This window comes from Paenibacillus sp. AN1007 (assembly GCF_040702995.1).
Taxonomy (GTDB): Bacteria; Bacillota; Bacilli; order Paenibacillales; family Paenibacillaceae; genus Paenibacillus.
In genome coordinates, this window is the sequence record NZ_CP159992.1 from 4852494 (window position 1) to 4865454 (window position 12961).

The 12961-nt window shown below is 46.9% G+C and carries 11 protein-coding genes and 1 pseudogene; 3 read left to right on the plus strand and 9 right to left on the minus strand.

Going from position 1 to position 12961, the window contains the following annotated elements:
- Positions 1 to 70: 70 nt before the first annotated feature.
- Complete coding sequence (locus tag ABXS70_RS21850; protein ID WP_366290852.1) at positions 71 to 973, minus strand: SDR family oxidoreductase; 903 nt, start codon at positions 971 to 973, stop codon at positions 71 to 73.
- Between the two features lie 243 nt (positions 974 to 1216).
- Positions 1217 to 2590, minus strand: coding sequence for an amino acid permease (locus ABXS70_RS21855; RefSeq protein WP_342554294.1), 1374 nt, complete (start codon positions 2588 to 2590; stop codon positions 1217 to 1219).
- 204 nt (positions 2591 to 2794) lie between these two features.
- Between ABXS70_RS21855 and ABXS70_RS21860 the strand changes: the two are divergent.
- Together ABXS70_RS21860 and ABXS70_RS21865 are read left to right on the plus strand one after the other, a co-directional pair.
- Positions 2795 to 2893: pseudogene (locus ABXS70_RS21860) on the plus strand (hypothetical protein); the annotation flags it as partial.
- Positions 2894 to 2921: 28 nt separating this feature from the next.
- Positions 2922 to 3905 carry a DUF4003 family protein gene (locus ABXS70_RS21865; RefSeq protein ID WP_366290855.1) on the plus strand — a complete coding sequence of 328 codons (984 nt, stop codon included), beginning with the start codon at positions 2922 to 2924 and terminating at the stop codon, positions 3903 to 3905.
- A gap of 104 nt (positions 3906 to 4009) precedes the next feature.
- On the opposite strand, the gene ABXS70_RS21870 is transcribed toward ABXS70_RS21865, so the two are convergent.
- The 3 genes from ABXS70_RS21870 to ABXS70_RS21880 form a co-directional block, all read right to left on the minus strand.
- Positions 4010 to 5029 carry a phosphotransferase gene (locus ABXS70_RS21870; RefSeq protein WP_342554292.1) on the minus strand — a complete coding sequence of 340 codons (1020 nt, stop codon included), beginning with the start codon at positions 5027 to 5029 and terminating at the stop codon, positions 4010 to 4012.
- Positions 5030 to 5104: 75 nt separating this feature from the next.
- Complete coding sequence (sulP, locus tag ABXS70_RS21875; protein WP_342554291.1) at positions 5105 to 6871, minus strand: sulfate permease; 1767 nt, start codon at positions 6869 to 6871, stop codon at positions 5105 to 5107.
- 179 nt (positions 6872 to 7050) lie between these two features.
- A complete protein-coding gene (locus ABXS70_RS21880; RefSeq protein ID WP_342554290.1) occupies positions 7051 to 7380 on the minus strand; it encodes a metalloregulator ArsR/SmtB family transcription factor in 330 nt (109 codons plus the stop codon).
- 132 nt (positions 7381 to 7512) lie between these two features.
- Here ABXS70_RS21880 and ABXS70_RS21885 point away from each other — a divergent pair, with 132 nt between their 5' ends.
- The gene (locus tag ABXS70_RS21885; protein WP_342554289.1) at positions 7513 to 8238 is read left to right on the plus strand and encodes a suppressor of fused domain protein; all 726 of its coding nucleotides are present in this window, start codon (positions 7513 to 7515) and stop codon (positions 8236 to 8238) included.
- A 193-nt stretch (positions 8239 to 8431) separates the two neighbouring features.
- Here the strand turns inward: ABXS70_RS21885 and ABXS70_RS21890 are convergent, their stop codons facing one another.
- Genes ABXS70_RS21890 through ABXS70_RS21905 form a run of 4 tightly spaced genes read right to left on the minus strand, consistent with a single transcriptional unit; the run spans position 8432 to position 12737 of the window.
- Positions 8432 to 9244 carry a hypothetical protein gene (locus ABXS70_RS21890; protein WP_342554288.1) on the minus strand — a complete coding sequence of 271 codons (813 nt, stop codon included), beginning with the start codon at positions 9242 to 9244 and terminating at the stop codon, positions 8432 to 8434.
- A gap of 26 nt (positions 9245 to 9270) precedes the next feature.
- A complete protein-coding gene (locus ABXS70_RS21895) occupies positions 9271 to 10851 on the minus strand; it encodes a glycoside hydrolase family 43 protein (protein ID WP_342554287.1) in 1581 nt (526 codons plus the stop codon).
- Entirely contained in the window at positions 10848 to 11747 is a 900-nt protein-coding gene (locus tag ABXS70_RS21900) for a carbohydrate ABC transporter permease (RefSeq protein WP_342554286.1), read from the minus strand. The genes ABXS70_RS21895 and ABXS70_RS21900 overlap by 4 nt, the downstream gene beginning before the upstream one ends.
- A 15-nt stretch (positions 11748 to 11762) precedes the next feature.
- Positions 11763 to 12737 (minus strand): ABC transporter permease subunit, encoded by a 975-nt coding sequence (locus tag ABXS70_RS21905; protein ID WP_342554285.1) that lies wholly within the window; start codon positions 12735 to 12737, stop codon positions 11763 to 11765.
- Between the last annotated feature and the right edge of the window lie 224 nt (positions 12738 to 12961).

A 12961-nucleotide genomic window follows, 5' to 3' on the forward strand; every position in this document is an offset into this window, starting at 1 on the left:
AACCTGAAGAACGCAAATGCATCGAGAGGACGCGACCTTTCATAACAGGTTCTTACGATTCAATTCCTCATTACGGACTAACCGTACCGCCATTGGCATTCAAGGTCTCTCCGCTCACATAGCTGGATTCCTGACTTGCCAGAAATACGTAAGCCGGAGCCATCTCTACAGGTTGCCCTGCTCGTCCCAGCGGGGTATTGTTACCAAATTCGGCCAGCTTCTCTACAGGCTGTCCACCGACAACCTGCAGCGGTGTCCATACCGGCCCCGGTGCCACAACATTCACACGAATACCTCTGCTGCCAACCTGCTGGGCGAGTGCCTTGCTGAATGTGTTAATTGATGCTTTAGTCGTTGCATAGTCCAACAGAATTGGAGACGGGCTGTATGCCTGAATGGAAGATGTGTTGATGATTGAGCCGCCCGCTTTCATATGTTTGACTGCTGCTTTGTTAAGCCAGAACATGGAATATACATTCGTTTTGAACGTAGCGTCGAATTGTTCTGTCGTTAGATCTTCGATCTGCTCAACAAACTGCTGTTTGCCTGCCACGTTCGCGAGAATATCAATCCCGCCCAGTTCTTTGACCGCAGTTTCAATTAGTTGTTCGCAGTATTTCTCATCCTTCAGATCTCCTGGAACAGCTATTGCTCTTCGGCCAGCTTCCTCAATCAGCTGCACAACTTCCTTAGCATCTGCTTCTTCCTCCGGCAGATAGGAGAGTACAACGTCTGCTCCTTCACGTGCATAAGCAATCGCCGCCGCACGGCCAATCCCGCTATCTGCACCGGTAACAACCGCTTTGCGGCCTGTAAGGCGCCCGCTGCCTTTATACGTTGTTTCACCACAATCGGGAACCGGAGTCATCTCACGCTGCAATCCCGGCTCTTCCTGCTGCTGTTTCCAGTCCGGGTTTGCCTTCGGATATTGTGTCGTTGGATCTTGAATCGAATGCTGATCTTGCGTCGCCATGTTCAATTCCTCCTTGGTTTGTATTTATGTGTTGTGAATTTCATTTGTGTAAAGGTTCACTCTTTCCTTTGTAACCGAGATGCCTGTCCTTTAAACTGCAAAAAAAACACACCTTAAACATATTGGACTCTTCTCAGGTCGCCTCATATGTTCAAGGAGTGCATCACTACCGCCATACACGCGGTATTCCACTCTATGATAACGGACAATTCTTTTTGAATTTTAATTTGCCGTTATTTTTTATTATTTTTGATCGTTTGCTTTCTCGCGACCGCCTATACCAAATACGTAGTAACCAACCACTACAACCCCCATAAACGCCGCACCAACGATCAGCGGCAGCCGTGTATCCGGGTTAAAGGCCATACCGATGATAACCAGGATCAGATACACAATAATGATGTAATTGCTGATCGGGAACCATTTGGACTTGAAGTTATGCTCCGCCAGTTCCTGGCCCCAGCGCTTTCTGAAACGGAACTGACTGAACGCCAGTGCAAACCAAGGCACCATCCCCGGCAGTACACTCGCACTGTAGATGTATAGGAACAGCTTCGAATCAGGCATCAGATAATTCAATATCACGCCAATCAGGAGCAGCGAGATGGTCACCACGATACTGTTGCGGGGAACCCCGCCTTTGGACAGCTTTTTGAAAAAGGCAGGCGCCTGCCCGTTCTCTGCCAGCGTGTACAGCATCCGCCCGGCACTGTAGATCCCGCTGTTGCATCCCGACATTGCCGCTGTCAGCACGACGAAGTTAATAATCCCCGCAGCTGCCACAATACCAACTTTGGCAAAGGTCAGCACGAATGGGCTGCCCGTCTCGCCTACCTCATTCCATGGATACAGCGTAACGATAACAAAAATTGCACCTACGTAGAATATGAGTATCCGCCACACGATATTTTTGATCGCTTTGCGCAGCGTGTACTTCGGGTTTTCGGCTTCCCCAGCCGTAATCCCCACCATCTCTACCCCTTGATAAGCGGCCGTTACGATACACAGCGCAAACAGGAAACCTTTGATTCCTCCGGGAAAGAAGCCCCCATGGTTAATTAGATTGGACAAACCGATTGGCTGCCCGCCATTCCCCCATCCGAAGAAAATAAGACCTGTTCCGATGACAATCATCGCCACGATCGCAGTCACTTTAATCATGGCAAACCAGAATTCAAATTCTCCATAGAACTTGACCGCCGCTAAATTCGCTGCTGCAATGATGAGCACACCCGCAAGCGCCGGCAGCCACTGCGGAATATCCGGAAACCAGTATCCCACGTAAATTCCGATTGCCGTAACTTCTGCCATACCCACCGTAACCCACAGAAACCAGTAACTCCAGGCCGTGAGAAATCCGGCAAGCGGTCCGATATATTTGTGGGCAAATGTCGCAAACGAACCCGTTACCGGTTCCTGGATCAACATCTCTCCCATAATACGCATAACAAAAAAGATAATGATACCAGCCATTAAATAGGCCAGCAGTACGGATGGACCTGCCCATTTGATCGTACTGGCCGATCCCATGAATAACCCCACACCAATTGTACCGCCGAGCGCAATCAGCTCAACATGGCGTGGCTTCAGCCCTCTCGATAGTTCTTTTGATTCCAAACGATTCTCCCCTTTTCTAATAAACAGCTTCCTTTTTTCATCCACTTCAGATCATTCACATTAACGCAATGCAGAATTGCTTCATCAAATTGTACGAGATGTGCCGCAGAAATACAATATGGAATGTGAGGAAGTAAGCAGCCGCCCCGTTACTGGAACTTTTCAGCAGGAATGGCGTATTGTTTTTAATGCGTTTTCGAAAAGCATCCTCAGAACGAATTCAAAAACAGGTTCTCCAGATCTTTGATCTATCCGATGGGGTTGATTGCTCTGATTCACTTACTATTCCTTATGCTGTTGTAAACAAATTTCTCATGGGGAGGTATGCAGTATGCACACCGAAAGAGTCGAATTATTCGTTTCTAATACAGAGATCATCAAGAAACCATTCAAATATCAGCATACGATGATGCAGCGTATAGTCGCTTTACTCTACGCCGCGGAGAATAAAACCGTGGACGTGGAAGCGATCCGTCATAGCAACGAATTGATCAAGCAAAACACCAAACGATTTTCTACATTTAGAGGTTTTTCTTCCTTCAGCATCGCAGCCATGCTTTCTCTGACTAATGATGGGCTGACAAGGCTGCAGCATATGCTTCAAGTTTATGATCTGATGAAAGATATCAAGTTTCGCAATTCCGAATACTTGGTGATGGCGGCCTATCAGATTGCTGCTCAGGCTCCGCCTGAACAATTTCAGCATGCGGTACAGCGGGCCAAAACCTTCTATGACCAGATGAAAACAGAGCATCCGATCCTAACAGGAAGGGACGATTATATTTTCACAGCAATGTTAGCTCTTTCTGACTTGGAACCGGATTCCACAATAGTACGCATGGAACGTTTCTACCAAGACTTGAAATCAACCTTTTCGGCGGGTAACCACTTGCAATCTTTAACGCAGGTACTCGTTATGGGCAGCAATGATCCGGAGGTCAACGCTCGGATCATGACGTTAAGAGATACTTTCCGTGCAAGGAAACTTCGGATGGACAAAACATACACCCTGCCCTCTCTTGGACTTCTGACCCTATTACCTTCTGATCCGGAGAAGCTGACAGATGAGGTAGTGGATACCTATGACTGGTTACGATCCCAGAAGGGGTTCGGCCCTTGGTCCATTCACAAGCAGGAGCTGCTGCTGTTCTCCTCTGCACTGACAATCCTTGAGCATGTAGAGAATCTGCGCAGAGAGGTACTCCCAACAGCCATGTCAACAACGATTACTAACATGATCATCGCCCAGCAAGCTGCTATGACCGCGGCAGCGGCAGCTTCAGCAGCTGCCGCTGCTTCCCAGTCATCCGGTTGACAGATCCGGCAGTATAAGGGACATTGATCGCTGTTATCATGTTCTATATCAAAAACGAGTATGCAGACGACATGTCTGCATACTCGTTTTTTGATTGTTGATTTTTATTTGACGATACCTGTACCCCGAAACTCCTCAATAAAATCATTCAGCCAGTCTGCACCATAATCCAGTGCACCCATATCACTCTCGATAAAGGCCGCATCCAGACCCATCACCCAGAACCGACGGGCAGTAATAAACAGGTCTATCGCCTGCTCATCTGCATCTGAGAAGTTACGAACCGAACGATATCCTTTCATCAGCGCATCCCACAGCCGTTGCTTCTGCTCAGGATCACCTGATTGCCGTTTTCGAACTTTCACTTGAGCCAAGTCATACGCACGCCACCCCGGAGCAGCCCACTCGAAGTCATAATGAGTGAACTGATCCTGCTGCTGAAACACATTGTTGTTTCCATGCATATCACCGTGGCACAAACCATAATCCAGCCCTGTGCTGGAGACGGTCAGAATCTTCTCTTTTAAGACAGAGGCAAATGTCTGCAAAAATGCTGATTCCTCATGATGCTCACTCGTGTACCGAAGGATTCGTTCCAAGGACTCATCGATAAGAAACTTCGTATCCAGTTCGAACCTTGGACGGTTTGTTCTCCATTCCAGTACGGGTTCCAGCTTGATCTGATCCATAGCCTTGTGCAGCTCAGCAGCAGACTGACCAAAAGCATAGCAGGATTCCTCATCCTGCAGATTATTTTCTATCCCCTCAATATAATGAAACATGACAGCTGCCCGCTTTCCTTCCGCTGCGTCCAGCATGATGTAACCGGTCTGATCCTTTGCCGTGATAAAATCTCCAATCTTCGTGTGTTCGCTCGTACCCAATCCTGCTTTAAGCGCAGTCAGCACACTCAATTCATAACGAACATCCGCTTCCGTCACCTCGGTACGATAAATACGCAGTATATATAACCCTGTACTTGTCCGTACACGATAAGTGTCATTCAGTCCTCGCAGCCAAAATATGCATTCTTTCCACGTTCCAATATCGTAATGTTCGTGCAAGGCCCACTCCAGATAAGCCGGACTGAGTACCGAACGTAAAGCCGTTGGTTGATTGAACATATGCAAAATCCTTCCTGTATGATATATCGTCAACACACTTAATATATACCAACGAGGAATTTATTGGAATATAAATTATGGAGCCACTTTAGCTCTAACCACCTTCCACTTCTGCTGCTGTTCAGATTCAACAGCGGTACCCGACAAAACCCCACACTCCCGAAAAGCAAAATGTCTGCAGCCTCTGCATTTCTCTTGATTCAAGTGCTGTAAGGCATAGTTAATAGCTTCCCCGGTATGTTCAAACCGATGAGCAGGATTGATTCGCTCCAGCAAACCCGTTCGTTTCAGCATCTCAAGCGGCTGCTCCTGTATCCCAGATAACAACACAGTTCCGCCCTTTCGTTCAAAATGCTTGATTAAACCAGCCAGATTAGCCTCGCCCGTTGTATCGATAAAAGGAACTTTCCCCATGCGAAGCAGCAGCAATCCGGGACGTTCTGGGAGTGAATCCATCACTGATTTTTCAAACATATCTGCCGCACCAAAAAATAATGGGCCTTCAATCGTATAGAGGCTAATCTGCGGACAATCATGTCCCTCCTGCACCATATGAGCCATAACTTTCTCATGTTTATGATCTGGATCAGGCAGGACTTTGGCGACTTTTAACATCTCGCTCATTCTTTTCACAAACAGAATGACTGCCAGAATCAAGCCAACTTCGACCGCTGTCGTAAGACTTGTAAATACGGTTAGCAAAAATGTCAGAAGAAGCACAAGCGAGTCACCTGTTTTGGTCCGCAGCACATGCGCAAAGGACTTACGCTCACTCATATTCCAGGCCACCAGCATAAGTACCGGCGCCATACTGGCAAGTGGGATGAGGGATGCGTAGGGTGCGAACAGAAGCAGCACAAGCAGTACGACAACACCATGAATTACGCCTGACAAAGGCGATACCGCACCAGACTTAATATTCGTTGCTGTACGTGCAATTGCTCCTGTAGCAGGAATTCCGCCAAACAGCGGCGTAATCAGATTGGCAACCCCCTGCCCGATCAGTTCCCGGTTGCTGTTATGACGGCTTCCTGTCATGCCGTCAGCTACAACAGCGGACAGCAGCGATTCGATACCGCCCAGCATAGCGATGACAAAAGCAGGCTGCAGTAAATGAATCATCCGTTCCCACGTGATCTCCGGCAGGCGGAACCCAGGTAACGTTCCCTGTATCGCCCCAAAGGATGAACCAATTGTAGCCACCTGATCTTTGAAAAAAACGGCAGCGACAATAGTCGATAGAATCAAACCTAACAATGAAGCAGGCACTTTAGGTGCGAACTTTGGCACAAGCAGAAGAACAGCCAGGCATACCCCCGCTGTCAGCAAACTATATATGTTGATCGTGCCGATGTGCATTCCGATCTCTCTCATATTGGAGTAAAAGTCCTCGTGCTTCGTAACACCTGTGAGTCCTAGAACATTCACAATCTGACCGCTAAAAATGAGAACGGCAATCCCTGCGGTAAAACCAATAGTAACTGGTCTTGGTATAAATTTGATTAATGCCCCCAGCTTGAACACGCCCATAATAATCAGCATCAACCCAGCCATCATACCCGCAATCAATAAATTCTCGTAACCATACTGCATTACAATGGCAAAAAGAATCGGAATAAATGCCCCGGTAGGACCTCCAATCTGAAATTTGGAACCGCCTAGCAAAGAAATCAAAATCCCCGCAATAATGGTTGTATACAACCCATATTCCGGCTTGACTCCCGAAGCGATAGCAAAAGCCATGCCAAGTGGAATTGCTATAATCCCGACAATTAGTCCCGATATCAGATCCTTGCGAAAATCAGCCATTCGATAACCCGCGTATCTCCCGGTGCCTTTCATGCTCCATAACCTTCTTTTCTTCATATATTTGAATATTTGAATATATAATGAACACTACTCCTTGATATATGCACTGTCAATCGCAAATATCACAATCCTGTATAATTATTGGAACTCTTATACAAAATCAAAAAACAAGAGACACACGTACAAACTTACGGCTGCTCTTGTTTCTTGTATCAGCTATCTTTGCGCATATCCTCCAGCATCGAGATGGCATCGACCAGATGATTGTCGAAAATTTGTTTGGCTACTGCCAGCAGGTCTTTAATCAGTGGATCACGCAGCGAATAGGTGACCGTCGTACCTTCCTTGATGCCCTGTACCACATTTTTGCTGCGCAGCACAGCCAGCTGCTGGGACACCGCAGAACCTTCCGACCCGAGAATGCTCTGCAGCTCATTGACATTTTTCGCCCCTTCGCTCAGCAGCTCCAGAATGCGGATTCGCATCGGATGTGCCAAAGCTTTGAAGAAGTCCGCTTTAAATTGCTGTACGCTCTGATTCATACGCTTTGCCCCTTCAATCGAACTTGCTAACTTGAACACTATCATAACATAGAACGAGATACAGCTTTCAATTCACACGTTGTGATATGATGAAATCGCTAGTACATCAAACTGTGCAAGGGAGCGGTAAGCATGTCCAAATCCTCAGAATATTCGCCCTCCGGCGTCCCAATCCTTCGTCATAAGGACAAAGGGCGTGAGTGGCAGTCTGCTTCATATGCAGCAGACGAATGGCTGGAGCAGATCGAGCAGCACGCTGACCAATATCTTGGCGAAGCTGAATCCGTGTTTCATGAGCTGCTGTCGGACAAGGTTCATATCGATGTTCATGTCGTTCGCCCAACACCGAATCGCAATTATTACACGTTATACACCACAGGTATGAGTGCCCTGCCTATGAACACACCAGAAGATGCAGAGGACTATGCGTATGCGGAACTGATGATTTGTTTACCGCCTGATTGGCCTCTGTTTGAAGAGAAGCTGGAGGTATCGGATCACTACTGGCCCATACGCTGGTTGAAAACGATGGCTCGCCTGCCGCATGACTATGATACCTGGCTGAGCTGGGGACATACTGTACCAAATGGTGATCCGGCAATTCCTTTTTCAGGCAATACTGACATGTGTGCCTTCATCGTACTTCCGCCGCTTGAGACGGATGAGGATTTTCTGACGCTGGATATGGAGGACGGACAAACCGTGCACTTTTATGCGATTCTTCCCATCTATCTGGATGAGCTTGAGCACAAGCTGGAATATGGTTTAGACGCTCTGCTCGACCGGTTTGAAGAACATCACGTGAATGAAATTTTGGATCTAACCCGGGTCAATACCTGTGAGGATGCGCGGCATTAATCATTGGACACTCCTCTGTAATCCCTACTGAACACAGCTTGAATACAAATTCATGAAAGAGCTTCAGAAGACATAAAGGAATGCATGAGTTATGCAGTTAACAAAAAGTTACATGAAGTATAAGCGGCCTTAATCCCCCATTCATTCCAGGATTAAGGCCGCTTAACCGATTTTATCTTGAAGTGCTGTCTACCTATTTGTCCAGCTTCATAAATTGTTGGAATTCTTTCTGAGTCATTTTCTTGATCGGTTTAACCTTTTTGGCTGCTGTATTATATCTAAAAAGACTCATTTGATCGGAAGGATACTCACTAATGTAATCGAACGATTTTCCGTTTTTGTGCCAAAGGATAATGCCTGTACTAATATAGTTTGTTGTACGCGGTACATATTCAAAAGTGCCTTTCTCCGCATCGTATATGGCTAGTGAACTCTTCTCCGTATTCCCGTATGAAATCGCGAGCTTGTCCTCCACAGGTGACCAGTTGAATGAAGGGATACTTTCTACACCATTCTTACCTTCCTTTATAAGGCGATCGTTTAAAATCGTGGATTCACCCGTTTTTAGGTTCACAAGAATGACAGCACTACCGGCGCTTTTTGCTGCCTGAACAGCCACCCAATCACCTGAATTTGAATCAACAACACGTATTACTTCATGCCATTTTTCTGCCAAATCATCGGTTTTTATCGTCTGCTTCATCTTCCCTTTAGAAACGACAATAGAACGAATTACTTTGGATTCTGATGCAGGGACATTTTCTTCCTCTACGATGTTTGCGATTAATTTAATATTTTTTCCATTCCAGATTACTTTGTCCTTACTTAACGTTTTTTTAAATTTGGGAACTTCCTGATACACATTGGGTTCTACCGATGCAGCTTTTACAGAAATTAGTGATGTCGTCTTACTACCCTGATCAGCTGATACTTGAGAGACCCCGGACAAAGTTGTGATGATGCCTATGGCTGCTACACTCGACAGGACGGTTTTAGCTGCTTTCATTATACAATCTCTCCTTCAATGAGAGTTTAATTGTGTGCACCGTATTCAAACCAGTCAAAGTCCGCTGCCTGATCGGACTTTTGACCATTGCTGCTGCTGAACATACCGATACAGCAGCCAACAAAGCCGCCAGCGACTTCCGTACTCAGGCTGGTTGTATCCACTTGTCCTGCAGCCAACTGATAATCACTTCCATCTGTGCTGTAGTAGAAGCTGAGCTGCTGTCCTAGCGCTACCAATTTAATGTATACACGCGGAGTTTCTCCATCCAGCACAACTTGGCCAACCTGTGATTCCTCACCACCAAGCCATGTCATCACCCGCAGCACCTGCTGTTCACCTTCACGTGCTCGCTCAATCCGCACATGATACTGATCATTCTGAATGACTACCAAGCCAGCCGTTTCATACTCATGCTGCGGCACAAATTCCATGGCAGCAGCTGCCACATAATCCATATGCCGCTGCCGTACACAGACAAAGCTGGAGTTCTCAAGTTCCTTCAATGTTTGCGGTTTCAGCTTCAAGCGCAGGTAACCTTTACGTTCCGTTAACGAGTACAGGTCCTCCTGAGGATTACGCAGGAACATCCACTGCAGCCCCAACTGTTCACTATCAAAATTTTCACAACGCAGATCCGGTGCCACAGGTGCTGCTGGCAGATTCAACACACCCTGCTCTTCCAGTTTTCCAAGCCCGCGGTTGACCACAGGCCAGCCATCTTCCCATTCCACCGAAGCAATGAATGTCTCACGACCAAGATTACTGAAAGCGCCACCATATGGTCTGGAAGCCAGCATCACCATGAACCATTGACCGTTAGGTGCCTGTACCAAATCAGCGTGTCCTACATTAATAACCGGATAATGCTTGCCCATATGGCGATGCGTAATAATCGGATTATTCGGATTGCCAACGTAACCTTCGGTCAGACTGCTGCTGCGTGCGATGGTTACCGCATGGTTCAGGCCCGTCCCGCCTTCCGCAATCATCAGATAATAATAATCACCAATTTTGTACAGATGCGGCCCTTCCGGCCAGATGACATCCACCATCGCGCCGCGCCATAGAACATAGCTGTCTCCGACCAGCTTCATGCTGCCCAAATCCAGTTCACGCAGCCACACTTCCCAGTTTCCGTTGTAACGCACTCCTTCCGAACAAGGACGCGTTCCGAGATAATACGCCTTTCCGTCTTCATCGAAGAATATCGTTGGATCAATCCCCTCCGCACCATCAATGAAATAAGGATCGGACCATGGGCCAGCCGGGTCTGAGGCTGTCACTACAAAGTTTCCGCCATGCGTTACATTCGTTGTTATCATGTAAAAGAGCCCATCATGATACCGGAGCGTTGGTGCAAAAATACCCTGCGAATGACCTGCTCCTTGCAGATTAAGCTGCGAAGCACGATCCAGCACATTACCGATCTGCTTCCAGTGAACCAGATCACGACTATGAAAGATCGGAACACCCGGGAAATAAGCAAACGTAGACGTAACCAGATAAAAGTCTTCTTCTACCCGGCAGACAGACGGGTCCGGATAGAACCCAGGCATAATCGGATTTCTAAACGTGCATTGCTCGCCTTGATTTACATTGTTCATTCTTTTACCCCTCCAATGGTGAGTCCAGTGACAAAGTATTTTTGCAAGAATGGATACAGTATAACGATGGGCATCGCGGTCACGATGGTGATGGCAGCCCGAATGGATACGGGGGTGACCATATTAGTCACATTTTTATATTGATCCACATTGACGGTTCCCCCTTGTGACGTTGCTGAGGATAACAGCTTCATCAGTTCATACTGCAGGGTGGTCAAATTGCGGTTGCCTGCCGTATAGAGCATGGAGTCAAACCAGGAGTTCCACTGACCGACCGCAATAAACAGCGCGACTGTCGCCAGTACCGGCTTGGACAGCGGAAGCACAATACGCATGAAGATGCGGAAATCGCCCGCTCCGTCCATCTTCGCGGATTCAATCAATCCCTCGGATAATCCCTGAATGTAGGTACGGATGACGATCATGTTGAAAACCCCGATCAGACCGGGAATAATATACACCCAGAAGCTGTTCAGCAGTCCCACTTGTTTGATCAGCATATACCCGGGAATCAACCCGCCGCTGAAATACATCGTTATGACAAAAAGGGTAGTCACAAGTTTGTTAAACATATATTCCTTACGGCTCAGCACGTAAGCCAGCATAGCTGTACAGAAGAGCTGTACCACAGTTCCGATGACCGTTCTGGCTACCGAAATAAATGCGGCTTGCGTCAGATGGGGATTTTGGAACACCGAAACATAGTTTTGCAGCGTCCATTCTCTTGGCCAGAGATAGATTCCCCCGCGAATCGTATCAAGACCGTTGTTGAAAGATACGGCAATGGTGTTTAAAAAAGGATATAACGTAACAACCATAACAAGCAACATAAATATGCCGTTAGTGATCGAAAAAATAGAGTCACCCAAGCTTTGTTTTCCGCTAAATCGTTTCACAGCGCTGCCCCCTTATCATATCAACCGCTCTTCACCAAGAGACTTGGCAATCCCGTTGGCGATAAAGATGAGTATTAAACTGACTACACTTTTGAAGATCCCTGCTGCGGTAGCAAGTGAGTAGTTCCCCAGATTAATCCCGTATTTCAAGACAAAAATATCGATCGTCTCGGATACATCCTGCACCAGTCCGTTCCCCAGCAAATATTGAATCTCAAAGCCTGCATTCAGTACGTTACCCACGTTGATAATCAGCAGGATAATAATGGTTGGTTTGATGCTCGGAAGTGTGACATTCCACATTTTACGGAATCGACCAGCCCCATCGATAGATGCTGCCTCGTATAAGCTCGGATTAATGGAAGCCATAGAAGCCAGATATATAATGGTGCCCCATCCGATCTCCTTCCACATGCTGGACAGCCCCACGATGCCCCAGAAATATTTGGGTTCGGCGAAAAAATTGATCGGTGCATCGATCAGGCCCAGCTTGGTCATCAGTACATTCACAATCCCGTTTTCCGTTGATAGTACATTCGCAACGATACCCGTCACGATGATCCACGACAAAAAGTGTGGAAGATAGGAAACGGTCTGCACCACACGTTTAAATAAAACCATCCGCAGTTCGTTGAGCAGGAGTGCCAGACCAATCGACCCGGCAAATCCCAGAAACAGACTAATGAGACTCATTGCGAGTGTATTGCGAATGACGCGTAAAAAGGTAGGGTCCGTAAATAGCGTTCGAAAATGATCAAGCCCCACCCAATCCTGTTCCATGAAACCAATGCCTGGTCTGTAGTTCTGAAATGCCATCAGCCATCCCCATAAAGGGCCATAGGCAAAAATAGCAATAAACGCAATGAAGGGGAATGACATCCACATCAATTGACGCTGACTTTTCATTCTGGACAAGTTATATCCGATCCAGCTTTTCCCTGAAGGAATATGGCTGGTATTGACTGAAGGCTGCAGCTCCTTTTTGGCCATTTTTTTCTCTCTCCTTGATTACGAGTTTTATCTATATCATCCGAAAGGATGAGTCGAATCCATTCCTGTCCAATAAGCACACCTATCTGTGTTGAATAAGAAAGGCTACAGGATATCCTATAGCCTCTGCCTTACTCCTAACTGTGTCTGTCCTATACTGCTTATCTTTTCTGATAACTTGTCGTATTGCTTATCACACTGCTCAGCCTATGGCTTGTGTCACA